The organism is Streptomyces sp. NPDC045778 (assembly GCF_056431945.1).
Window position 1 is genome coordinate 23498 of the sequence record NZ_JBWKJZ010000049.1, and the last position, 22713, is coordinate 46210.

At 70.6% G+C, this 22713-nt stretch carries 19 protein-coding genes; 7 read left to right on the forward strand and 12 right to left on the reverse strand.

Features of this window, described 5'->3' with window-relative positions; genetic code table 11:
• Window positions 1–73: 73 nt before the first annotated feature.
• The 3 genes from AC07GB_RS37085 to AC07GB_RS37095 form a co-directional block, all read right to left on the reverse strand.
• Window positions 74–835, reverse strand: coding sequence for a MerR family transcriptional regulator (locus AC07GB_RS37085; RefSeq protein ID WP_478853484.1), 762 nt, complete (start codon window positions 833–835; stop codon window positions 74–76).
• A 149-nt stretch (window positions 836–984) separates the two neighbouring features.
• Window positions 985–1986: a lysostaphin resistance A-like protein gene (locus AC07GB_RS37090; protein WP_478853486.1), complete on the reverse strand. Its 1002-nt coding sequence runs from the start codon at window positions 1984–1986 to the stop codon at window positions 985–987.
• 266 nt (window positions 1987–2252) lie between these two features.
• The gene (locus tag AC07GB_RS37095; RefSeq protein WP_478853488.1) at window positions 2253–3176 is read right to left on the reverse strand and encodes an endo-beta-N-acetylglucosaminidase H; all 924 of its coding nucleotides are present in this window, start codon (window positions 3174–3176) and stop codon (window positions 2253–2255) included.
• A 307-nt stretch (window positions 3177–3483) separates the two neighbouring features.
• On the opposite strand from AC07GB_RS37095, the gene AC07GB_RS37100 reads away from it, so the two are divergent.
• Complete coding sequence (locus AC07GB_RS37100; protein ID WP_478853490.1) at window positions 3484–4488, forward strand: Rieske 2Fe-2S domain-containing protein; 1005 nt, start codon at window positions 3484–3486, stop codon at window positions 4486–4488.
• Window positions 4489–4669: 181 nt separating this feature from the next.
• Here AC07GB_RS37100 and AC07GB_RS37105 read toward each other — a convergent pair whose 3' ends face one another.
• The gene (locus AC07GB_RS37105; RefSeq protein ID WP_478853492.1) at window positions 4670–5521 is read right to left on the reverse strand and encodes an oxidoreductase; all 852 of its coding nucleotides are present in this window, start codon (window positions 5519–5521) and stop codon (window positions 4670–4672) included.
• A 286-nt stretch (window positions 5522–5807) separates the two neighbouring features.
• Between AC07GB_RS37105 and AC07GB_RS37110 the strand changes: the two genes are divergently transcribed.
• The 5 genes from AC07GB_RS37110 to AC07GB_RS37130 all read left to right on the forward strand — a co-directional run bounded on the left by AC07GB_RS37110 (window position 5808) and on the right by AC07GB_RS37130 (window position 10459).
• The gene (locus AC07GB_RS37110; protein ID WP_478853494.1) at window positions 5808–6698 is read left to right on the forward strand and encodes a helix-turn-helix transcriptional regulator; all 891 of its coding nucleotides are present in this window, start codon (window positions 5808–5810) and stop codon (window positions 6696–6698) included.
• 176 nt (window positions 6699–6874) lie between these two features.
• A complete protein-coding gene (locus AC07GB_RS37115; protein ID WP_478853496.1) occupies window positions 6875–7213 on the forward strand; it encodes a hypothetical protein in 339 nt (112 codons plus the stop codon).
• Window positions 7214–7629: 416 nt separating this feature from the next.
• Complete coding sequence (locus AC07GB_RS37120; RefSeq protein WP_478853498.1) at window positions 7630–8790, forward strand: type III polyketide synthase; 1161 nt, start codon at window positions 7630–7632, stop codon at window positions 8788–8790.
• Entirely contained in the window at window positions 8730–9920 is a 1191-nt protein-coding gene (locus AC07GB_RS37125) for a cytochrome P450 (RefSeq protein WP_478853500.1), read from the forward strand. The genes AC07GB_RS37120 and AC07GB_RS37125 overlap by 61 nt, the downstream gene beginning before the upstream one ends.
• Entirely contained in the window at window positions 9914–10459 is a 546-nt protein-coding gene (locus AC07GB_RS37130) for a cupin domain-containing protein (RefSeq protein WP_478853520.1), read from the forward strand. The genes AC07GB_RS37125 and AC07GB_RS37130 overlap by 7 nt, the downstream gene beginning before the upstream one ends.
• A 228-nt stretch (window positions 10460–10687) precedes the next feature.
• On the opposite strand, the gene AC07GB_RS37135 is transcribed toward AC07GB_RS37130, so the two are convergent.
• The 4 genes from AC07GB_RS37135 to AC07GB_RS37150 all read right to left on the reverse strand — a co-directional run bounded on the left by AC07GB_RS37135 (window position 10688) and on the right by AC07GB_RS37150 (window position 16357).
• On the reverse strand, window positions 10688–11914 hold the full coding sequence (locus AC07GB_RS37135; RefSeq protein WP_478853502.1) for an MFS transporter: 1227 nt from the start codon (window positions 11912–11914) through the stop codon (window positions 10688–10690).
• A gap of 12 nt (window positions 11915–11926) precedes the next feature.
• Window positions 11927–13042, reverse strand: coding sequence for a pyridoxal phosphate-dependent aminotransferase (locus tag AC07GB_RS37140; protein ID WP_478853504.1), 1116 nt, complete (start codon window positions 13040–13042; stop codon window positions 11927–11929).
• Window positions 13042–13944 (reverse strand): pyridoxal phosphate-dependent decarboxylase family protein, encoded by a 903-nt coding sequence (locus tag AC07GB_RS37145; RefSeq protein ID WP_478853506.1) that lies wholly within the window; start codon window positions 13942–13944, stop codon window positions 13042–13044. Before AC07GB_RS37145 ends, AC07GB_RS37140 begins: the two co-directional genes overlap by 1 nt.
• A gap of 382 nt (window positions 13945–14326) precedes the next feature.
• Window positions 14327–16357, reverse strand: coding sequence for a trypsin-like serine peptidase (locus AC07GB_RS37150; RefSeq protein WP_478853508.1), 2031 nt, complete (start codon window positions 16355–16357; stop codon window positions 14327–14329).
• A gap of 110 nt (window positions 16358–16467) precedes the next feature.
• Here AC07GB_RS37150 and AC07GB_RS37155 point away from each other — a divergent pair, with 110 nt between their 5' ends.
• Complete coding sequence (locus AC07GB_RS37155; protein WP_478853510.1) at window positions 16468–17073, forward strand: hypothetical protein; 606 nt, start codon at window positions 16468–16470, stop codon at window positions 17071–17073.
• Between the two features lie 630 nt (window positions 17074–17703).
• Here the strand turns inward: AC07GB_RS37155 and AC07GB_RS37160 are convergent.
• The 4 genes from AC07GB_RS37160 to AC07GB_RS37175 form a co-directional block, all read right to left on the reverse strand.
• Window positions 17704–18096 carry an STAS domain-containing protein gene (locus AC07GB_RS37160; protein WP_478853512.1) on the reverse strand — a complete coding sequence of 131 codons (393 nt, stop codon included), beginning with the start codon at window positions 18094–18096 and terminating at the stop codon, window positions 17704–17706.
• 119 nt (window positions 18097–18215) lie between these two features.
• A complete protein-coding gene (locus tag AC07GB_RS37165; RefSeq protein WP_478853514.1) occupies window positions 18216–19172 on the reverse strand; it encodes a hypothetical protein in 957 nt (318 codons plus the stop codon).
• Window positions 19173–20802: 1630 nt separating this feature from the next.
• Window positions 20803–21861, reverse strand: coding sequence for a helix-turn-helix domain-containing protein (locus tag AC07GB_RS37170; protein WP_478853516.1), 1059 nt, complete (start codon window positions 21859–21861; stop codon window positions 20803–20805).
• A gap of 105 nt (window positions 21862–21966) precedes the next feature.
• Window positions 21967–22608, reverse strand: a complete 642-nt coding sequence (locus tag AC07GB_RS37175; RefSeq protein WP_478853518.1) for an HAD family hydrolase — start codon at window positions 22606–22608, stop codon at window positions 21967–21969.
• Window positions 22609–22713: the final 105 nt, after the last annotated feature.

Here is a 22713-nt window from a genome sequence, read left to right on the forward strand (position 1 = left end):
GGGCCCGTCGGCGCTCCAGCGGTCGTGCGCCCGAGCTGCCAAGGGGTCCTGTCACCTCCCCCCGCGACAGGGCTCAGCGCAACCGAGTCGCGGCGTACGCCTCGATCGCGGACCGCTGGTACGCGGCCAGGCCCGGCGCGATCCCCTCGTACGCCGCACGCCAGTGCTCGTTCTCCACGCAGGTGCGCCCGATCGCGCGGTACTCCTCGGCGGTGGCCGCCCGGATCCGGGCCAGCGTCCGGTACTGGGTGTCGACCTCGGCCTGCACCGCGGCGGCGTCAGCGGGCAGGCCGGCGGCCAGCAGCTCCGCGAGGCGGACCAGCTGCGCCGTGCGCTCGCGCTCCTCGGCCACGCGCTCGGCCTCGCTCGACGCCGAGGCGTGCCGTTCGACGGCCTCGACCAGTTCGGGGAAGTCGTACAGGACCTTCATGCACTGTGCTGGCCGGATGCCCACGAACAGGTTCTCCGGCCGACTGATGGTGGTCATGACATTGCCGTCCCTTCTTGACTGTTCCAGTTCGGTGATCGTGCGGGAGACGGTGGCGGCCAGGGCGTCGATCCGGTCGCGTTCGGCGAGCAGCTGGCGGTGGTGGCCCCGCAAGGCCTTCAGCTCGTCGACCTGCGCGGCCAGGATCCGACCGATCTCGGGCAGCCCCAGGCCCAGCTCCCGCAGTACGAGGACCTGTTGCAGCCGCAGCAGCTGGCGCTCCTCGTAGTAGCGGTGGCCGTTGGCTCCGATCCAGGCCGGTGGCAGCAGACCGATGTCGTCGTAGTGCCGCAGCGTCCTGGCCGTCACACCCGACATCCGGACGACCTCCGCGATCGGCCAGGCCATCGCCGCCTCCCCCACAGGTGCCTCACCGAGCCGGGAACTCCGGCTCTGCTCACGACGTTAGAGGCTTACGCTGCGGCAGCTTCAAGTCCCCGGTGACCGTGCTTCGCAGCGTCATGACGTACGGGAAACGCGGGGGTCGGCCCGAGCTGTCACGGGGTCCGGCGGTTGAGTGCGTGCCGGTCGGCGAGCCGTGCCACGGTCAGGCAGTACAGCAGGGAGAAGACCACCTCGAGTACGAGGGCCTGCCAAGGGGCGTCGGCGGCGGTGCCGTTGTCGGCCAGCTCGCCGAAGGCGGCGGCCAGGCCTATGGCCAAGGCGTTGTTGGCGGTGTGGAGGGCGATCACGGCCTCCAGTCCACCGGTGCGGACGACCAGCCAGCCCCACCACAGCGCGGAGTAGAACAGCAGGGCGAATCCGGTGGGCTCCCCCAGGCCGTGGGCCAGGGCGAAGAGCAGCGAGGCGAGCGTGACGCCGGGCCATGGGGACCGCGTGAGGCGTCCCGTGAGCTGGACGAGCCAGCCACGGAACACATACTCCTCGGCGGCGGCCTGGAACGGGATCAACGTCCACAGCACCACAAGACTCAGCACCAGCATCGGCCAGCCGGGATAGCCCTGCCGGGGTGCCGGGGAGCTGTCCGCGTCCCAGGTCCACACCAGCAACAGGCCCAGCTGCGCGGCCATCACGGGAACGGCCACCACGGCACAGCGCAGGAGCCAGCCCCAGCGCAGACGGCCGGTGACAGAGGAGATGGTGCCTGCCGGGCGGCGGCCGAAGCGGCGCACGCCCACCAGGACCGCGGGGATGGCGGCTCCCAGTGCGGCCAGTTGCAGAGCCGTGTCGACGAGCGGGGACGCGAAGACCCGGTCACCGTCCGACGCGGCCGGGCCGGCGTGCAGCGCGTCGGCGAGGATGACGCCGACCACGTAGACGCCGAGGAGGGCCCCCGCGACCAGGACCGTGACCAGCAGAAGCTCTCCCCACCAGTCACGCCTGGTGGCCCGGCCGTTCCTGCCCTGCGCGTGGTAGGGCGTGCCGGGCGGGGCCGGGATGAGGCCCGGCTTCGATTCGAGGGCGGCCGGAGGCCATTGCTCCCAAGGGGAGTTGGCGTGGTGCGGGGGCTGGTCGTGTGCGGCGGGGGTGCGGGGCATGGGGGCTACAGCTCGCATTGAGGTATGAGGCCCGTGGCGCGGGCCTGGGGGTGTCCATGATCCATCTGCCGCTCTGTGCGCTGCGGCTTCCGGCTGACCGCGGCCGGCTCAGCCGCAGATCGCCCGAGGCCGGCTCGGCGGTCGGCCGCGTCCAGCCCGCACACCGCACCTCCGACAACGTTGTCGAAGGCGCGGCGTGCGTGATCACGGCCTACGGAACGCGGGCTGCCCCGCAGGAGTACCGCAGGCCCTGGCGGGCGGTCGCCTTACGGCGTGTAGACGGCGTCACTGCCGTACAGCTCCCTGGTGAACGCGGAGATCTCGGCGCTGCGGTCGGCGCCGTTGAGGTTGTACGTCAGGTACACGCCGTACCCCTCACTGACGGTGCGGCGGGCCAGCGCGGCGGACGTGCTCTGCGAGGTCCTGCCGATCTCGACGGCCGCCGGCGAGAGCTTCGACTTGGGCAGGGCGATGCCGGGGACCTGCCAAGTGCCGTAGTACGGGTTCCAGGCGTAGTCGAACTTGGACGAGACGTCGACGCCGCCGTAGGAGAGGCGCGACGCGGACGGGCCGATGTTGTAGAGGCTGATGATCTTGTTCGGCATGTTCGCGCGCAGCGCCGTCACCAGGTGCACGAACGAGCTGGCGTTGGGCTGGCCCGTGCCGTTGTTGCCGTACTCGGCGTACTCGTCGTCGAAGTCGATGCCGTCGAGGCCGTACTTGGTGACGGTGTCCGACAGCTGCTTGGCGAACGCCGAAGCGGCCTGCCGGTTCGGGAAGTTGGCGAAGCCCGCGCCCTGGTGGTTGCCGAGCACCGAGAGGACGACCTTGATGCCCTTCTGCTGCAACGGCCGTATCTGGGTGGCGGCGTTGTCGAGGACGCGCTGTACGTTCTCGTTGAAGTGCAGGTACGCGGCCTTCTTGCTCGTGTCGTAGTTGATGTTCGCCGCGAAGATCACGGCGACGTCGAAGACGTTGCCGCCGCCCTTGGCGAGGGTGTACTTGCCGACGTTCAGCATGCTGTTGTCGTTCACCTCGACGTACGCCACCGAGGTGGGCCCCTGTTTCACGGGAGGCGGGGCGGGGGACGCTGCCGCGCCGGTCGAGGTGGTCGCGCCGAAGGCGAGGGCCGCGACTGCCGAGAGCGCGAGCGCGGCCGCCCGCGCTCTGCTCCGTACCAGAGTGAACATCGTTGATCGGTCTCCCATCGCGTGGGTCGGCGCCCGACCTGTTCGAAAGCGCCGAGTGAGCGCTCTGAGTTTTCCGCTCCTGTGAGCGAATCCCAAGAATCGAACGCGATCTCTTCACGATTCCTCCGCATCTCGCGTCGCCGTCCGGCACGCGTGGGCCAGGGAGCCCCCCGGCGCAGCCGAGCTGTCGTCACGCTGGGCGTCAGGAATGCAGTGGAGCATGGCCGCGATACGGGCTCCCGCCCCGGCCCCGCGAGGGTGCGGCTGATCGCCCCGCGCATGGTGTGGCTGATCTCCGCGAACTCGAATGGTGCGAGGCGGACGTTCCCGCGAGGTCAAGCCAGGACGGGTCGTGATCCGCAGGTTCACGGGCGAGGACGTGGTCATCTACCGCACCGAACGCGGGGCGGTGCACGCCACGCGCCCCTACTGTCCCCACTTGGGCGCGCACATCGGCCACGGAGGCTGTGTCGAGGGGGAGCTGATCGTCTGCCCCTTCCACGGCTTCGCGTTCGACGCCGAGGGGGCGGTGGTGCGTGCCGGTCCCGGTTACACCGGCCTGCCCGTCCAGGAACGGCTGGCCGTCCTCCCCTGCCAGGAGGTCAACGGCGGCATCTTCGCCTGGTCCGGCGGCTCTTCGGGCCGCCCTCCCTCCTGGTACCTGCCCTCGGTTCTCAAGCACCCCGCTTCCACCGTCAGATTCATGCGTAACGAAGCGGACTCCCACCCGCAGGAGATCTGCGAGAAAACCGTCGACATGGGCCACCTCGCGCCCCTGCACACATTCGACGGCGGCAGCATGGTGGCACCGCCGGTCCCCGACGAGCACCGGCTCACCCTCACGCTGCGCGCCGTCCACGCGTATCCCCCGTTGGGAAAGATCGCCGCCGACCTTTCCTTCACGCTCTACGGCCTCTGCTTCATCCACATGGAGATTCAGGTGCCCGCCCCCGGCGTGGACATCGACGTCGTCGTCTCTCCCCACCCGGTCGTCCCCTGGCACCTGGAACTCCTGATCGGCACCACGGTGCCCCTCACGAACGACACCGGCCCCCTGAGCCGACTGCCACGCGTTGCCTCCCGGCTGCCCTGCGACGCGATGGCGCGGATGAATCTCTACGCCTTGGCCCGTGACTCGGACGCGGACCTCCCTGTCCGGAACGCCAAGGTCTACACCGACCCGCCCCGTCTCGCCCGCGGCGATGGCCCCATCGGCCCGTACCGGAAATGGGCGCAGCAGTTCTACTCGCGCCCCTCCGATCCGCCGGAGTCACACACCACGCGTGAGGAACGAATCGGTGACGCCGACTGATCCAGTACCCCACCGCCGACTCCCGGCTCGTGCCCCTCCCGAATCTGGCGAACGCAAACGCCGAACCGGCCGGCGGGGGCCTCGTACCCGCTGCCGTCCCCTTCGGGTACCGGTGTGCTCGTGTCGGCGAGCACACCGCCAACCTCGAGGAAACGCGCCGACGCCCCGTCAGCGCGTGAGGTCAGGACGGTCGGCTGACGTCGTCGAAGTCGGTGGAGGCCGAGAGGTCGGCCCATGCGAGCATGTCGCGCTCGAAAGCCTCGCGTCCAGCTCGGACGAGCCGCAGCGCGTCGTTGCCGAGCAGCAGGCGGGCCGGCGGCTGCTCGGCCGCCACCATGCGCAGCACCGCGGCCGCGGCCTTGTCCGGGTCGCCCGGCTGGGTCCCGCTGCCGTTCACACGCCGGGCGCGTATCGGCTCGAACAGCTCGTCGTAGTCGGCGATCGCGCGGGGCGAGCGGATCATCGAGCGGCCGGACCAGTCGGTCCGGAAGCTGCCCGGCTCGACGGCGGTGACGTGGATGCCGAGATCGGCGACCTCCTTGCCGAGGGTTTCGAGGATGCCCTCCACCGCGAACTTGCTGCCGTGGTAGAAGCTGAGACCGGGCATGGTGACGAGCCCGCCCATCGAGGTGACAGCGATGATGTGGCCGCGGCGGCGCTCCCGCATGTGCGGCAGTACGGCCTTGATCACGGCCACGGTTCCGTAGACGTTGACCTCGAACTGACGGCGGAGGTCGTCCATCGACGACTCCTCGAAGAGGCCGTCATGTCCGTACCCGGCGTTGGCGACGAGCACGTCGACGGGGCCCAGGTCGCGCTCGGTCTCCTCCACCACCGTGGCCACCGTGTCATGGTCGGTCACGTCCAGGATGCGGGCGTGCGCGTCGCCGTCGAGCGCCTCGAAGGCCCGCGCGTCGGCGGGCGTGCGCACCGTGCCCACCACCCCGTGGCCCGCGGCAAGCGCCGCGCGACCGAGTGCGCGGCCAAGGCCGGTGCTGACGCCGGTGATCAGGAATGTCTTGGTGTCCGACACAGGAGTTCCCTTCGTACGTTTGCGAATAGCGGCCGACCGGGGCGGTTGGGCCCTGGCCGATGTGAAGAGAGGCCGACCGGGACAGCTGGGCCCTGGCCGATGCCAAGAGATGCCGGCCGGGACGGTCGGACCCCGGCCGGTCTCGACACGTTCCACTTCAGCACCGGAATCGGCCGCCGAGCGGCTTGCGGGGGGTCCGCTACGCCCCGGGGACAGCCGGACCGGGGGACTGCCAGTCCCCCTCTCGCAGGCCGTCGGGGCGATCTCGGCCCCTATCGTGAACGGCATGGACCGCAACGCAGCTCTCGCCGAGTTCCTCCGCTCCCGGCGGGCACGGATCACCCCGCGCCAGGCAGGCCTGTCCGACGACGGCGGCTCCCGGCGCGTGCCAGGACTGCGCCGCGAAGAGATCGCGCAGCTGGCGGGTGTGAGCGTCGACTACTACGTACGCCTGGAACGCGGACGCCGCCTGAACGTCTCCGAGGCCGTCCTCGATGCCATCTCCCGCGCGCTACGCTTCGATCCCGTCGAGCGCGCCCATCTGTTCCAGCTCGCCAAGCCCGCCACGGGCAGGCCCCGCCGCACGGCGACGCGTCCACAGCCGGTCCGCCCGGGCCTTCGCGACCTGCTTCGGATCCTCGACCACACCCCCGCCCTCGTCCTCGGGCGGCGCCTGGACGTGCTCGCGTCCAACCAGATGGCACGGGCGCTGCTCACCGACTTCGACACGCTGCCGCACCGCGAGCGGAACCTGGTGCGGTTCATGTTCCGCGACGAGACCGCCCGCTCGCTGTACACCCACTGGGACACCCACGCCCGGGACATCGTGGCCTCGCTCCGGCGCGACGCCGGACGCCACCTCCACGATCCCCTGCTCGCCGAACTCGTCGGCGAACTCTCCATCACCGACGAGGACTTCCGCCGCTGGTGGGCCGACCAGAACGTGCACCGGCACACGCACGGCAGCAAACACTTCCACCACCCGGTCGTCGGCCCCCTCACCCTCAACTACGAGTCCCTCACCCTGCCCGCCGACCCGGACCAGCGGCTGAGTGTCTACACCGCCGAGGCAGGCTCCAGTTCCGAAGAGGCGCTTGGGCTCCTGGGCGCGTGGATACGTCAGCCCGAGACCCCGCACGGGGAGCGCGCAGATCGTGGGGCCCCGGCCGGTCCGTGAGGAACGGTCGGCGCGTGAGCAACGGACGGCGCGTGAGGAACGGACGGCGAGGACCGGACGGCGCGTAAGGATCGGACGGCTCGTCGACAAAGCGGTGTCGGACATGGCTCGCGGCCCGGTCGAATTTCTGCGTAAAGGCCGTCAATTTGTTCTAGCTCTATGGAACGATCAGCGGCATGGAGATTCTTCGGAACACATTCCTTGTCTTCCACCTCTTCGGGTTCGCCGCGCTTCTCGGTGGTCTCTTCTTCCAGCTGCGGGGGAAGGACCCGGTGACGGGCAGCTACATGCTGAGCAGCGCGGTCGTGCAGCTGGTCACCGGTGCGGGGCTCATCTGGACCCGGATATCCCTGGACCTGTCGGTGCCGCACGCGAAGATGGCGGTGAAACTGGCCCTCGACATCCTGGTGGCGGTGACCGCAATGGTGGGGATGCGCAATAAACAGCCGTGGGCTTTCTATGCCGTCGGGGTGTTCACGGCGGCTGCGGCGGTCGTGGCCGTCGTGTGGAAGTAGTTTCCTTTTCGGCGCGGCTGGCGGCCGGCGGCCGGCAGGGCCAGGCCGAGGACGTCGAGCGCACGCACCTCGGCAGAGCCCTCTCAACTCCCCGCGCAGAAAGCCCGCGTGATGGGTAATCACGGCATCGTCGTCCACCTCGTCCACCTGCCACCTGGTGTACGGCGAGCCGCGTCGCCTCACCGGGCGCGGTTGCCCGGCCGCGCACGTCAGGGCCGGGCCGCCAAGAGGGCGCACGCACCTGCACAGTTGGGCCCGACAGTGTGCCCCTCACACGCATTTTCGGCTCATCCCCTTTGGGAGTGATGTCGCTGATGATACGAATCATGCTTTCCTTGAGGGAACCACCGCACAACTCCATCAACATGGCCTTCGTGTCGGTTCGTCGGCCCTTTGGCAGGGAGGCGACTCTCGTCATGGCAGTGCTCTGCAGACCGGTGACCGAGGTACCGGAACATCCCCTCACCATGGACGACACACTGGAGATCGCCAGGACGCTGCACCGGGACCACCCCGACCTGGCACTCGTCCTGCGATTGATCTCGAACACGGGGGTGCGCCGGCGCCACCTCATCCAGCCGGTCGAGCGCGTGCTGGAACACCCCGGTTTCGAGGCACGCAACTCGTTGTTCTTCACCGAGGCGAAGAAGCGGGTGCCGCGCGTCGTCCGGCGCGCTCTGGAGCATGCCGGGCTGAGGGCCGACCAGATCGATCTGCTCGTCTTCGTCTCCTGCACCGGTTTCAGCATGCCCTCGCTCACCGCGTGGCTGATCAACATGATGGGGTTCCGCCCCCAGACCAGGCAGCTGCCGATCGCCCAGCTGGGCTGCGCGGCCGGCGCCGCGGCGGTCAACCGCGCGCACGACTTCTGCACGGCCTATCCCCAGTCCAACGCGCTCGTCGTGTCCTGCGAGTTCTGCTCGCTCTGCTACCAGCCCGTGGACCTGAGCATCGGATCGCTCCTGTCCAACGGGCTGTTCGGGGACGCGGTCGCCGCCGTGGTCGTGCGGGGCGAAGGCGGCTGCGGCATGCGCCTTGAGCGCAACGCCTCCTACTTGATCCCGGGCACCGAGGAGTGGATCTCGTACGCGGTCCGCGCGACCGGGTTCCACTTCCAGCTGGACCGGCGGGTGCCGGGCACCATGGCCCCGCTCGCACCGGTCCTGGCGGCCCTGGCGGAACAGCACCGGTGGAACGCCTCCGAGCTGGACTTCTACCTCATCCACGCCGGCGGACCCCGGATCCTCGACGACCTCAGCCGCTTCCTGAAGGTGCCCGCCGAGGCGTTCCGGCACAGCCGGGCCACGCTCACCGAGCACGGCAACATCGCCAGCGCCGTGGTCCTTGACGCGCTGGGGCGGCTCTTCGACGAAGGCTCGGCCGAGGAAACTCACCGGGGCCTCCTCGCCGGCTTCGGGCCTGGCATCACCGCCGAGATGACACTGGGCAGTTGGACCATGTCAGCCGGCCAGGACCGACCGTCCGCACCGACACGCCAGACACAGGAAGGGGACCCATGTCCGAGCCCGTCTTCTGGACCGTCGACGCCCTCAACGAACTGGACTTCGACCCGGTGATGCGCCGCAGCCTGCGACTGCCCGAGCTGGGCCGCATCAAGCTGCCGCACGGCGAAGGAGACGCCTGGCTCACGGGCAAGTACGCGGACGTCACCAAGGTGACCTCCGACGCGCGGTTCAGCCGCTCCGCCCTGCGGGGCCGCGAGGTCACCCGGCTCGCCCCCCACGCCATCCCGCTGGACGACGCGGTCGGCTTCGCCGATCCGCCCGAACACACCCGGCTGCGGCGGTCCGCCTCGTCCGCCTTCACCACACGCCGGATCGACCAACTGCGCCCGCGCGCGGAGGAGATGGCGCACCAGCTCCTGGACGCGATGGACCGGCAGGGGCCTCCCGTGGACCTGATGGAACAGCTCACCACCCCTTTCGCACGGGATGTGATGAGCGAGGTGATGGGCGTCCCCGAGCAGGACCGGGAGCAAGTAGCTCTGTGGACCGAGCAGATCATCACGTCCCGCCTCGGCCGCGAGCACAGCGAGCGGGCCAAGCGGGAGATCCGCGCCTACTTCGACGCCCTCGCCGCCCGTCGGCTCGCCTGCCCGCAGGACGATCTGCTCAGTCACCTGATGGAGGCGGAGCGGGAGGGCACCGCCACCCGCGCCGAGATGGTGGCCTTCGCGGTACTCATGCAGATCAGCGGATTCACCGCGGTCCGCTTCAACTCCTCCACCATGTTCTACGTCCTGCTCACCCGGCCGGAGCTGATGGAGCGCCTGCGCACCGAACCGCAGGTGCTGCCGGGTGCGGTGGAGGAGCTACTGCGCTGGGTGCCGCACCGCAACGGCGTCGGCCAGTCCCGGATCGCCACCGAGGATGTCGAGGTGGGCGGGGTGACGATCCGGCGCGGCGAGGCCGTGTACTCCTCCTACCTCGCCGCCAATCGCGACCCGGCCGTCTTCGACCGCCCCGACGAACTGGACTTCGACCGCCACCCCAACCCCCACGTGTCCTTCGGCCACGGACCGCACTACTGCGTCGGGGCCGCCCTCGCACGCGTGGAGGCGCAAGTGATGCTACGGGCGGTGGCAGACCGCTACCCGACGCTGCGCCTGGCCGTACCGGCCGAGCAGGTCATCTGGCGGCTCGGCGAGTTGATCCGCGGTCCGCGCGCCCTGCCGGTCGCCTGGTGAGCCGCGACGGCCTGGTCCTGCCCCCGGGCGGCGGACGCACCCTGACCAGCCCGGCCCAGCACGTCACCTTCAAGATCACCGGCGAGCGGTCGGCCGTCGGCTCCCTCTTCGAGGTCCTCGTCCCGGTCGGCTTCGACGTCGGCGCCCACCTGCACACGCGCAGCGAAGAGTTCTTCTACGTCCTGGAGGGCGAGGTCGACCTGTTCGCCTTCGAGCCCACCGTGCGCACGGCGGACAACTGGCGGGCATGGCGCTCCAAGGACGGCGGCCAAGCGGTCCGCGGCGGTCCCGGCACCCTCATCCACATCCCGCCCGGCTGCCCCCACGCCTTCAGCAACCCCGGCCCCGCCCCCGCCCGCATGCTCTTTCAGGCCGCGCCGCCACCCGGGCACGAGCACTACTTCGAGGACCTCTTCGACCTCCTCACCCGTAAAGCCCCGGCCACCCCCGAAGCAGTCCAGGAACTACGCGAACGCCACGACGTCCACCAGCTCACCCCACTCCACCCCGGCCAGCCTTTGCAGGTCCCCTCCCGCTGATCCCCCAGCGGGAGGCGGTGGCGTGCGGCTGTGGTCCGTCGCGCGGAATACTCTGCGGTCATGAGGGAGAGAGGGATGAAGGAACTGGCGTTGCCTCCCAACTGGCGGGGGTCTCCTTCACGCACCACGACGGGTACTTGGTCACCCCTGGAGCGCTGCTGCGTGCCCCGGCCCTGGGGGGCCTGACGGTCGACCGGGTGCTTCAGTACGTGAGCACCGAACCAAGGCTCACCCCGCATGACCGACGGTTTCATCGACGACCTCACCCCGTGCCGAAGGCCCCCGCAGACGACGGCCCCCCGCGAGCGCCACCCCGAGAGCCGCCGCCCCGGCCACGCACGGCACGGCGTAACCCGCCTCGGCGCCCCAGTCGTCCACGACCCAGCCGGAGGCCGAGGACCCCACGGCGAGGCCGATCGCGAGGCCGGTGCCGGTCCAGGACATGCCCTCGGTGAACTGGCCCGGGGGCACGTGCCGTTCCAGGAGCGGCATGGCGGTGATCATGGTGGGGGCGATGCACAGGCCCGCCACGAACAGCAGCGCCGCGAGGGCCCCCAGGCTGTGCGCCCACAGCAGCGGCAGCACCGTGACCGCCATGGCGCACACCCCCGCGAGCCAGTTCGCGTACGGCGTGCCCTTGAGGTGCACCAGGCCGAGGACGATCCCGGCGGCGCAAGAGCCCATCGCGTACGCGGCGAGCACCAGGCTCGCCGCCCCCTTGTGGCCGCGCTCCTCCGCGAACGCCACCGTGACCACGTCGACGGATCCGAAGATGACCCCGATGGCGACATAGGTGGCGACGAGCACCTGGAGCCCACGGGAGCGCAGCGCCAGGCCCCCTCCCCCGCCCTGCCGGGGGTGCGGGGCGGGCTCGGTGGCGCGCTGGGCGGTCAGCCACAGCACGCCGGCCGTGAGGAATCCGCCCGCGAGCACCACGCCCGCCTGCGGGAACCAGGCGGTGGACAGGCCGATGGAGACGATGGGGCCGACGATGTAGCAGACCTCGTCCACCACGGCCTCCCACGCGTACGCGGTGTGCAGCTCGCGCGGTGAACCCCGGTGGACCTCGGCCCAGCGGGCCTTGACCATCGAGCCGACGTTCGGCGCGCAGCCGATGCCCGCGGCGCACCCGAACAGGGCCCACTCGGGGGCGTCGTGGCGCAGGCAGAGCAGCAGCCCCGCCACCGCGACGACAGCGACGAGGGTCACCGGGCGCAGCACCCTCGCCTGGCCGTGCCGGTCCACCAGGCGCGACGTCTGCGGGCCGATCACGGCGGCCGCGAGCGCGAAGGCCGCGGCCAGCGCTCCGGCGAGGCCGTAGCGCCCGGTGACCTGGGAGACGAGCGTGATGACGCCGACACCCATCATGGAGAGCGTCATGCGCCCGAAGAAGCCCGCGGCGGTGAACGAGGCCGCGCCGGGCGCGGCGAATATCTTCCGGTAGGGGTTGGACACGGATGCTCCGGTTCAGGCGGACGTGTCCGGCTCCGCCAGGGCGGAGCGCAGCGCGGAGGTCAGCAGAGGTACGTCGCGGGTGTGCGGAACGCTGACCCGCGCCCACCCCCCGAAACCCAGGCCCGCCGCGTCCCTGATGTGGATGCCGTGGTGGCCGGCGAGGCGAGCGACGACGGCCGCGGCCTCCTCGGCGTCCTCGCCCAGGCGGGCGAGCACGAAGTTGGTCTGCGAGGGCAGGCTCTCCACACCCAGGTCCGCGAGCCCGGACGTCAGCTCCCGACGGGCCGTCGCGCAGGCGTCGACCACGGTCCGCAGGTGGTCCTGGTCGGCGAGGGCGGCGGCCGCGGCGGCGAGAGCCACCCGGTTGGTGTTGTACGGAAGGGCGGTGCGGATCGCGGTCATCGCCGCGACGAGGTCCGCGTCGCCGAGGGCGTAGCCGCAGCGCAGGCCCGCGAGTCCGTACGCCTTGGAGAAGGTGCGCAGGACCACCACGCCCGGCCGCCCCAGATGCGCAAGGCCGCTGCCGAAGTGCCCGGCGTCGGCGAACTCGGCGTACGCCTCGTCCAGGACGAGGAGCGCCCCGGCGTCGGCGCACACCTCGACGAGGGTGGTGACCTGGTCGGCGGTGAGGGCGGTGCCCGTCGGGTTGTGCGGGTTGCACACCAGGACGCAGGCCGCGTCGCGCGCCGCCTCGCACACGGCGTGCAGGTCGACCCCGCTCCCGTCGGCCAGCGGCACCGTGGTCACCGTGTGGCCCACGGTCTCCAGGGAGGCCGCGTACCCGGCGAAGGTGTTCGCGGTGATGACCGTCGGGCGGTCCGCGTCGGCGGTGGCGAGGGCGACGAGCAGAATGATCTCGTCCACTCCGTTGCCCACGACGACCTGGTGCCCGGCCAGGCCGTAGTGCGCGGCGAGGCGGCCGCGCAGCGGTTCGCCGTCGGAGTGCGGGTACCAGTGGGCGTGTTCGAGGGCGGCGCGCGCCGCGTCCATGGCCTTCGGGGAGGGGCCGAGGGGGTTCTCGGACAGGGCCAGGCGCAGCACGTCACGCGGGTCGTGCGCGACCGGGCTGGCGCTGAAGGGCGTCAGCGTGCGGAACTCCCGTACGGCATGAGTGGTGTGACGTGCCATCACAGCTCTCCCTTGTCGAACAGGGCGCCGAGTTCCAGGACGTAGTCGAGGACGCCGGTCATGTGCTGCTCCTCGATGCGCGGGTTGGCCGCCATGAACCGCATCGGGTACAGCGTCGCCCCGTACTTCAGGACGCCGGTGTCGTCCGGCAGGCCGAAGTGGTGCAGGTGCCAGGTGCCGTCGGCGAGCATGCGCTCGTGGATGCGCAGGTTGGCCTCGTTGATCCGCTCGATGTCCGGGGCGGTGACATCCACGTCCTCGGGCACGTACAGGAAGGTGACTGCCATCATGTCCACCGGGTGCAGCCGGATCAGGCGGTCGTGGGCGTCGACGAGGTCGGCGAAGCGCCGCGCCGTGTCGACGCGGTCCTCGGCGAGTCGAGCCAGGCCCGCGCGGCCACGCGTGCGCATCATCATCCACAGCTTCAAGGACAGCCAGGCCTTGGTGCCGACGAACGGCGTGACCTGCCCGAAGTCGAAGTCGTCACCCATGATGAGGCCCGAGTGGCTGGAGATGGCGCGCAGGCTGCCCGGGTCCCGGACCAGGACCGCCCCGAGGCTGTGCGGCACGCCCATGACCTTGTGCGGGTCCACGGTCACGCTGTCGTAGTCCGCGATGCCCGCGATGAGGCCGCGCAGTTCGTCGCTGAAGGCGCACAGCAGGCCCCAACAGGCGTCCGCGTGCAGCCAGATGGACTCGTCGGCGGTGCGCACCACGTCGCGGACGCCCCGCAGGTCGTCGACGGTCTGGGTGCGGCTGTCCCCGGCGTACGCGACCACGGACATCACCCGGCCGGCGTGCTCGCGCAGCGCGCGGGACCCGACGGCGGGCCGCCGCGCGCGGCAGGGGCGCACGGTGCCTGGCGGGCGCTGCGCATGGTGGTTTCCCCGGGCCGCGTTCACGCGGCCGAGTGTTCACACGGCGGGACGGTGCCGTCCGCGCGTGCCGGTCACGCCCGTGGCGTGCCCCCCTGTCCCTGCCTCAACTCTCCCCCTGATGACGGCGCGGACGGTGGTCAGGCCCACCCACGCACTTAATGATCATCTGTCATGCGCGCGCCCATGTCAGCAGACTCCGCGTAAAGAAACCTTTGCCCTCAGCGATCAACCCCGAGGGGTGCCGCCGCGTGTCCTGACGCAGGTGAAAGGCCCCGTCCTGGCACGCGAGGACCCCCGTCCAGGCATACGAAGGGCCCCTCCCCCGCAGGGGAAGGGGCCCTTCAGTGCCGTGGGGCCGGGTGACCGGGTGACCGGGTGGCCGGGTGACCGGGTGACCGGGTGGCCGTTACGCGGGCGGGTACACCAGCGTGATCTCCCGGTTCAGACCGGTCTCGTCGGCGTCCGGGTACATGGAGACCTCGCCGTCGGACCAGCGCACCAGGAAGTCGTCCGGGTGCTTGTTCTCGGTGTAGTCACCCGCGCCGAGGACGGTGGCGTGCGTCCAGAGCCGGTTGGGCTTCTTGACCTGGACTTCGCCGTGGAAGCCGTTCTGGTCGATGTCCTTGTAGAGCGTCAGCTCGCCGTCCGTCCAGCGCACCATGAGGTCGTGCTGGTCGTTGCCGGTGAAGTCGCCCGAGGTGATCGTCGAGGCGTGCGTCCACGTGCCGTTGGGCGCGGCGAGCTTCTTCTCGCCGTGGAAGCCGTCCTTGTTGAGGTTGGTGTAGAGGGTGACCTCACCGTCGCTCCAGCGGACCACGAGGTCGTCGGTCCACTTGTTGTCGGTGGTGTAGCGGCCGCCGGTGATGGAGGTGGCGTGCTTCCACAGGTCGTTGGGCTTCTGGAGCTGCACCTCGCCGTGGAAGCCGGCCGCGTCGACGTCCGGGTACAGCGTCAGCTCGCCGTCGGACCAGCGCACGATCAGGTCGTCCGTGTCGGCCCCGGAGAAGTCGCCCGCGGCCATGGTGACGGCGTGCTTCCATGTGCCGTTGGGGCCGGTGAGACGGATCTCCTTGTCGAAGTTGTCGTTGTCCTCACCGGCGCCGCGGTACAGGCTGACCTCGCCGTCGGACCAGCGCACCACCAGGTCGGAGTAGTCCCAGGTGCCGGGGTTGCCGTCGGTGAAGTAGCCGCCGGCCATGACCTCGGCGTGCTTCCACGTCTCGGCCTTGCCGAGGACGCCGCGCCCGGCCGGGGGCTTGTTGTTCACCGCGTCGTCGTACAGCGCCTTGGCGTCGCCGTCCAGGTAGGAGCTGTACGAGATGTCGTCCACGTCGCCGCCGGTCTTCCAGCCGCCGATGACGCCGATGATGCCGAAGCCGCTGCCGCGCTTGATCAGGAAGGGGCCGCCGGAGGCGCCGCCGGAGTACTTGTCGCAGGCGATGCGCAGGAAGCTGCCGGGGATCTTCGGGTCGGTGCTGTTGTAGCGGACCGTCTTGTCCGTGCAGTCCAGCGGGCGCTTCTGGTTGGCGGGGTATCCGATGAGGCGGACCGGGTTGTGCTCGTAACCCGCGTTGATCATCAGCTCGGCGCCGCCGACGACGTCCTCGACGTTCTTGCCGCCGCGCGGCTCGAGCACCAGGAAGTTGAAGTCCAGGTCGGCCGCGGCGTCCGGGCCCTTGGACAGGTACCGCTTGTCGACGTAGATGCGGCCGGGCTTGACGGTGAAGGCGCCGTGCGGCTTCTTGCCGTCGTCGTACTGCGGGACGAACGTCAGGTTCTTGCGCGCGTCCTGGTCGTCGAAGCAGTGCCCGGCGCTCATCACGATGTTCTTGCCGGGGCTCTTGACGACCGTGCCGCCGCAGAAGCGGCCGGTGTTGGTGCCGTCGTTCCAGAAGAAGGTGCCCACGATCGGCAGGCCCTCGAAGGGCTTGCTGGCCGAGCGCGTGAACCGCTTCGGGGCCGCGGACGACCCGGGCTTGCGGGTCGTGTCCTCCTCGACGGGCTCGGCGGCGCGCATGCGGGCGGGCGTCCAGTAGTCGTCGGCGTCGGCCGGGGTGAACGCGCGGGCATCGTTGTCACCGCCCGCCGGAACGGGGGTCGGGGGCGCGGTCCGGGTCTTCGGCGTGGCCTTCGGGTCCTTGGGCTTGGCCGTCGGGTGCTTCGAGGCCGAACGTGTGGGCTTCCGCGCGTCCTGCGAGGCGGCGCCCTTGGAGGCCGCGTCCTTCGAGGCGGCGTCCCTCGACGCGGCGTCCTTGGGCTTCGGTACGAGAGTCGGTACCGGAGGCTTACCCTCCGGCGTGGGCTCGGTCACCGACGCCGCGTCGGTGGCCTTCGCCCTGGGCGACGGATCGCCGGGGTCCGCCTGCGCCGGGACCCCCGGCAGCAGGATCAGGGCCACGGCTCCCGCCGCGGCACCCAGCGCTCTGCGCACGTGCATGCTTGTTTCCCCCCACATGAATGAGACGCCTGTCACCCGGTATGGCGTGACTGCGTCAAGGTCGGCCAAGATCGTATGGCCATCGCGCACCAAGGGAAGGCAAAGCCTTTATGAGCAACTTCACAGGGCCGTCGGGACGAACGGGAGCGGCCGCGCTGGCCGCGTCCGCCGCGTTCGCCCTGGTCATCGGGGTGTCGGGCGCGGCCCACGCCGAGCCGCTCCCGTTCCCCGGGCGGGGCTACGCCTCGGTCGGCGGGCCCGCCACGCCCGGCGGCCTCGTGGACCTCACGGTCAAGGAGCGCCCCGGCAACCCCCGGCCGACGAAGGTGGAGGTGTCGAGCCCCGCCCTGAACGACGGCACGGCCATGGGGGACACGGGCGCGGCCTGGGTCGGCGCCGGCCGGGTCAAGAAGGGCGTCCGGCCGGGGACTTACCCGGTGACGTTCACCCTCCGCCACAAAGAGGCCGACTGCGTCGGAGTGGGCGAGGAGGACTACACGTGCGACTACCCGGCGATCACGCTGCGCGAGAAGGTGACGATCGCCGAGCCCAAGTCCGAGTCGAAGCCCGCGTCCGAGTCCAAGTCCGAGGATGACCGGGACGAGGACGACGGTTCACGGTTCGGCGCCGGCATCGCGGTCGGCGCCGGGTCGGCCGTCGCTGTCGGGGGGCTGTTCGCCGCTGCCGTGGCGTGGCGCCGCAGGCGCGGGGTCTGACGTCTGGGCGCGGGGTGCCGCAGGCGCGGGGCCTGACGTTCGTAACGTGGTGGCCCGGTCGTTGTCCCGCGTACGCCCAGGTGCTTCTTTGCGGAACGGGCCCCGCCGCAGAGGAGGGAGCACCCCTCGGTGGGGCCCGTGCAGACGCACAGACACCGCTGCACCCTGCCCGCCCCGACGCGACGTCCATCCACGGGGAACCCGCCACGGCACCGGGCAGCACTGATGCACCCGGCGTACGCAGCCCCGCCGGCGCGCGCCACCGCACCGGCCGGACAGGGTCAGCCCGGCCGCCCACACCGTGGCCAGCAGCCGCGTGGCCGCGTCCCGCTCGCCGCGGGGGATCGCGGGCGCGCGGCGCCGGATCTCCACCGTGGCCCGTTCCATCAGGGCCGGATCGAGGCGACAGCGGATCTGCGTACCGGCTTCGATGAGGAACCCGGAGTATACGGCCATGAAGATCCGGGCCGTCTCCGAATCCCGCTCCAGCCCCTGCTGCGCCTGGTCGTTGAACTGGGCGATCAGCCGCAGATGGTCCCCCAGATGACTCATCGGGGTCCCCCGCCTGAACGGGTGGTCAGGACCTGTCATGATCCGCGCTCCCGCCCGGCTGCCGAGCGCGGCCCGACGTCAGTCGGGATCCCGGGCGCCGCCCACGTCGTCGACGCTCACCGCGTCGCACAGGGCCTGTTCAACGCTGCTGTAGAGGGCGACCTGTCCGTCCAGGCCCACCATGCGCAGGACCTTGCGGGGCAGCGGGGCCGAGACCACCACGCGCAGCGGCGTGAACCGTTCACGGGTGGCCAGTCGGAAGTCCTCAAGGACCGCCACACCGGCCATGGTCAAGAAGCAGGCCCCGGACCAGTCGGCGATCACTGAGGAAATCCCGCCGCTTGCCCGCGGCCCCAGACGGCGACACACGTCCCGCAGAAGTTCCTGGATCTTCTCGGCGTTGCCGATGTCCACTTCCGGCGGCAGTCGCACGATCAGGCAGCTCTGTTTCTGTGAGATGTGAAGTGTCATCCTGACCGCCCTCCATACGGTCCAAGTCGCCGACAGACGACGCCACTTCGCGGCTCACCAGCAGTATGCCCACCCCCGGCCTGGCCCACAGCCGCTCAGCCGTCCTTCGCACGGATGAGCTACCGCGTTGGCCACAGCGTGCTCGTCCTGTGAAGGGCCTCCGCCTTTCGCGCGGCGGCCTCGGCCAGGCTTCGCACGAGTTCGGGGTCCGGCAGGTCGCGTGTGCCGCCCAGGCTCACGTTGATGACCACGGTGCCTTGCGCCACCGAGATGAGAAAGTTCTGCTTGCCGAACTGCTCCCATCGGGTCGCGTAGTAGCCGTCACCGACCGCACGATCCAGGGTCACCTTCGTGACGTCATCGCCCTTCGGGCCGACGACGAACCGATCGACCGCCTCGGCTGCGGCGGCGGCACTCGTGAACCCGCCCACCCGGAAGTCCGCGATGCGCCCGCTCGGATCCTCGTACTCAGCCTCGGCGGTGTACCTCAACTCATCGCAGGTGGACGGCTCGCCGGGGCAGTCACCCGTGATGGCCGGCGCCTGTCTGGTACTCCAGCTGCCGTACCGGTCCAGGACCTCATCCGGGATCACATCCACCAGCTGCTGCTTCGACAACACCTCCTCCTCGGCGTGGGCCTCAGCGCGTGAGTCGTCCGCCCTGAACAACTGCATGCTGCCGAGAACACCAAGACCCAGCAGGATTGCGAGCCCTACGGCTGCCGCGGTGACGTGGCTGTCGCGGAGCCTGTTGCTGTTTCCGAGGTTCAACCCGCCGGTGGCCTGGGTGGTGGCCGCGGGCGTGTCGGCCAGCGCGTCGGCCAGAGCCCGCGCGAACTCCGGATCCTCGGCCATCACGTCCCGTAGGACGGCCCGCAAGGCGTCTGCGACGGCGGGGTCCTCAGGGTCGGCATCGACCCCCGCAAGGGCCTCACGGCCCCGTTCCGACCTCGCGAGGCGCTCACGTACCAGTGTGGAGACGGTCCGACCGACGTCAGCGCCCACTCCGCCGCTGCCTCCGGACGCCAAGCCGGTCAGGACCCGCGCCGCACTCGCCGCCACATCCGATATCGCCATCGCTCCCCCTTGCCATGCGCCTCACGGCAGTCGGCCTCGGAGGTGAACCTAGTGCAGGTTCCGCTGCCAACCTGGCGAAAGCGCTGCGCATTTGGACACCCAGGGCTTCACCGGCACGTGTCGGGCGGCGGTCATCGGGCAGCCCGGCGGGAATCGCTCCAGGTCACGGGCAGGCGGCGCAGCGGCAGGGTGATCCACCCAACATGTGCCAGAGCCGCAGGGCTGATCACGCCCCCCGCTTACTGCGGGCAGCCGTCGGTGTGTCGGTAACTGATCTCCGTCCCGCGTCGGCTCTTCCAGAGGTGCGGTTGCCACAGTTCATCGGGGCGCATGATGCTCAGGCAGTCCATGCACCAGACCGCTGGGCGGCCGATGCGGCGCCGGGCTTCCACGTGCGCGGCGCGCAGGGTCCCCACGGTGGAGCAAGGGGCGTGCTGGAGGCAGGCCGCGCAGCCCAGCAGATGGTCGTGCCAGTCGACGCATGTCGCCACGGACCGGAGGTGGGCCGCGTAACAGGGCTTGCAGGCGTGCGGCCACCAGTCCCGCTCGGCGCCGTGGCTGCCGCAGATGTCGACGCCGTCGCCGGGGAGCAGGACCGTGGGACACCACAGGCAGACGGCACCCTGCCGCTGCTGAACGGTCAGGGCGGGTCGCGCTCGACGAGGGCGAGCAGCAGGTTCTCGGCGATGCCGGGCGCGCTCACCGGCGCCTCCGTGCGTGGTCTCGGCGCGCGGCTGCCCTGGCCGCACGAAGGTCTCGGCTCAGCTGGTGGGCCCCTCGGCAGGGCTCCCCCTTCCATCCTGTGCCGCAGCGTGGGCAGGTGCGCAGGTGGTCCAGGAGCCTGAGGTACGCGCGCTCCGCACGGTCCTCCAGCGGGGACAGGCCGGCGGTCATCATCAGCCCTCCGCCCCCGAAGAGTCGGCCAGAGCAAGCGATCGGCTACTCGGCATCATGCTCCTTCCTCCACCGCGTGCTGAGGACGTGCTGCACCGCGCTCCGAAGCCGTTCCACATCGGTGAGCACCCGGGTGGCTGACGGCTCCACCGTCCAGTGCAGGGAAGGCTCCGATGCTCCCAACGGAGGCACGACGACGTACGTGGCCAGCCCGCACGCCACGGTCTGAGGCAGCCTCCAGCCCTCCGTCGATCGCGGGGCGACGAGGAAGTAGTGGATCCGCGTCCAGGGGTCGCAGATCACGGCTCCGCACCTATCGCCCAGGGTGGCGATGGTCCTTAGACCGAGCGTTCGGGGCGTACGGACAGCGTCGAAATGGGTGCCTGCCTCGACGTGCCAGACCATGCCTGTTGGGGGCAGCCACGGCAGTTGTGCTCTCACCGCAGCTCTCATGCGGCACCCCCCGAGAGGCACCAGCCGCACCGCACGATGGGCCATATGCGGCCTTGAAGCATGGCGCTCCCGGCCGGTGAGAGGCGCCTGCTGACGGCGCCGCAGTACCAGCACGCTCGACCGTGTAGGCGGGCGATACTCACCCGTCCCTCGACGCGGATCAGCGCGACGGCTGCACTCCTGGCCATCCTGGCTCCCACCTGCCTGAACTCCGTGGACAGACAGATGATGGGCGCCTACAAGGGGCACAAGGACTACAAGGTGTATCCCCTCGGCTGGGGCCCTAGACGGCGCCGATCCACTCCGCGAAGGCCGTCAGGTCCTCGGCATCCGCGCGCCGCAGGCGCCGCAGCGTGGCTGCGGTCTCGCGGGCCCAGGGGTGCCCCCGGGTGTGCTGGGGGGCAACAAGGCGGGCGACCTGCAAGCTCTCCCACGCGTCGTCGATCAGTCCGGACCACAGCTGGGCGCGCGAGAACTCAATCCAGAAGCTGGACTGCCGCTCGGCTGGGAGGTCGTCAGGTGGGGTCCATTCGCTGGCTACGTCGAGGGCGCGGCCAACATGGAGGTCGGCAGCACTCGCGTCATCGGCTCGACCGGCGACGACCGCAGCACGCATGTGGAGGGCGCCTAGGACTGCGTTGGCCTCGCGGCTGGATGGTGGCGGCGTCGCGTCGATGGCCTGTTCCAGAGCGCGCAGGCCGGGTGCGTGGGCGCGGGCGGCGAAGAACGTCTCGGTCCGGACGTAGGCGGTGCTGGCTTCGACGAGCGGGTCCTCGGCCTGTCGGGCAGCCCATCGCATCAGCTCGATGAGGCGCGCAGAGAGGTCATGGTGCCCGTACTTGTAAGCGACGGCGTCGGCGGCGCGTGCGATGCCAACAAGTAGGCGGGCGGTTTGCTGCCGGTCGGGGCCCGTCGCGTGGTGAAGGGAGCACAGGGCCTCGCCGAGGAGGGTGGGGGCGGCGCGCGCGATGCGGGTGTACTGGGCGGCCAGGCGCCAGTCGACGGCCTCGTCGGCCGCGGCGTGCAGTTCCGCGAGCGTTCGGCGGGGCGGCCCCATGGGGATGTCGTATCCAGCGATGGACGCGGAAATGGCCGGGATAGCCATGCCGATGCGGCTCAGGGCGATGGTGTCGCCGGTGGCGAGGCGCCCCGGGTCCACGCCCAGAGCCGCCGCGATGCATTCGAGGGAGTCGTCGCTGGGGGCCCGGGCACCCCGCTCAATGCCCTTGATCATGGCGAGAGAGAGGTACGCGGTGCGGGCGAGATGGGCCTGAGTCATCCGGCGCGCGTGCCGGATGGTGGCGATGCGACGGCCTACCTCGCGCTTGCTGTCGGCGGGCATACTGGCTCCAGTTCGGGGCGTCCACTCCGAACCGTACCCGCGTGGACACACGCCGGATACGCGAACGGCCCCGCCTGCTCGTGCTGGTGGGGCCGTTTGTGTGGCTCAGTCGGCGATGATCGAGGTCAGCTCGGTGAGGGAGTCGATGCGCCAGTCGGCCGCTGCCACGACCTCCGGGTCCTCCGCCCACAGGTGACCCCACGGCCCGCGACGGATGTGCGCGGCCCTCAGGCCGGCGCGCTTGGCCGGGTACACGTCGTTGGCGGGGTGGTCACCCACGTACACGGTCTCGCGCGGTACGGCTTGTGCGACCTCCAGCACCCGGGCGAAGAACCCCGGGTCGGGTTTCGCCACTGCCCATTCCCCGGAGGTCACGATGAGGTCGGCGGGCAGGTCCAAGCCGCGCAGGATCTCGCCGGCGCGCTCGGTCTGGTTCCCTGCGATGACGACGCGTACGCCGAGCTTGCGGAGTCCGGAGAGGGCGGGCCGGACATCATCGTAAAGGTCACTCTCGTCGAGGAACTCGCCGTGCCCTGCGGCCTCGCGAGCCGCGTACTCGGCAGCGATGTCGATGCCGGGGCGGGCCAGACGTACGGCGTCGGCGTTGTCGCGGCCCTGCGCGACGACGGCGCCGACGAGCGCGGAGAGGGTATGGCGAGGGGTGCCGAGCCAGTCCGCCCACGAGTTCCAGTAGCGATCGTCTCGGGTAATGGTCTCGCCGACGTCGAAGACGATGGTCTCAATCACCCCTCCGAGACTAGGGCCTGTCCGGTGGGTCGGCGTGGAGCAAGGAGCGGCGTCTGGTGCGTGCGATCGCAAGGCGCCGGGATGTCCTCGTAGCGGAGCTACTAG

Excerpts from the sequence above, each read along its gene's own strand:
- AC07GB_RS37085 (WP_478853484.1), bottom strand. The coding sequence starts at position 835 with ATGGCCTGGCCGATCGCGGAGGTCGTCCGGATGTCGGGTGTGACGGCC.
- AC07GB_RS37090 (WP_478853486.1), bottom strand. The coding sequence starts at position 1,986 with ATGCCCCGCACCCCCGCCGCACACGACCAGCCCCCGCACCACGCCAAC.
- AC07GB_RS37095 (WP_478853488.1), bottom strand. The coding sequence starts at position 3,176 with ATGTTCACTCTGGTACGGAGCAGAGCGCGGGCGGCCGCGCTCGCGCTC.
- AC07GB_RS37100 (WP_478853490.1), top strand. The coding sequence starts at position 3,484 with ATGGTGCGAGGCGGACGTTCCCGCGAGGTCAAGCCAGGACGGGTCGTG.
- AC07GB_RS37110 (WP_478853494.1), top strand. The coding sequence starts at position 5,808 with ATGGACCGCAACGCAGCTCTCGCCGAGTTCCTCCGCTCCCGGCGGGCA.
- AC07GB_RS37115 (WP_478853496.1), top strand. The coding sequence starts at position 6,875 with ATGGAGATTCTTCGGAACACATTCCTTGTCTTCCACCTCTTCGGGTTC.
- AC07GB_RS37120 (WP_478853498.1), top strand. The coding sequence starts at position 7,630 with ATGGCAGTGCTCTGCAGACCGGTGACCGAGGTACCGGAACATCCCCTC.
- AC07GB_RS37125 (WP_478853500.1), top strand. The coding sequence starts at position 8,730 with ATGTCCGAGCCCGTCTTCTGGACCGTCGACGCCCTCAACGAACTGGAC.
- AC07GB_RS37140 (WP_478853504.1), bottom strand. The coding sequence starts at position 13,042 with ATGGCACGTCACACCACTCATGCCGTACGGGAGTTCCGCACGCTGACG.
- AC07GB_RS37150 (WP_478853508.1), bottom strand. The coding sequence starts at position 16,357 with ATGCACGTGCGCAGAGCGCTGGGTGCCGCGGCGGGAGCCGTGGCCCTG.
- AC07GB_RS37155 (WP_478853510.1), top strand. The coding sequence starts at position 16,468 with ATGAGCAACTTCACAGGGCCGTCGGGACGAACGGGAGCGGCCGCGCTG.
- AC07GB_RS37160 (WP_478853512.1), bottom strand. The coding sequence starts at position 18,096 with ATGACACTTCACATCTCACAGAAACAGAGCTGCCTGATCGTGCGACTG.
- AC07GB_RS37165 (WP_478853514.1), bottom strand. The coding sequence starts at position 19,172 with ATGGCGATATCGGATGTGGCGGCGAGTGCGGCGCGGGTCCTGACCGGC.
- AC07GB_RS37170 (WP_478853516.1), bottom strand. The coding sequence starts at position 21,861 with ATGCCCGCCGACAGCAAGCGCGAGGTAGGCCGTCGCATCGCCACCATC.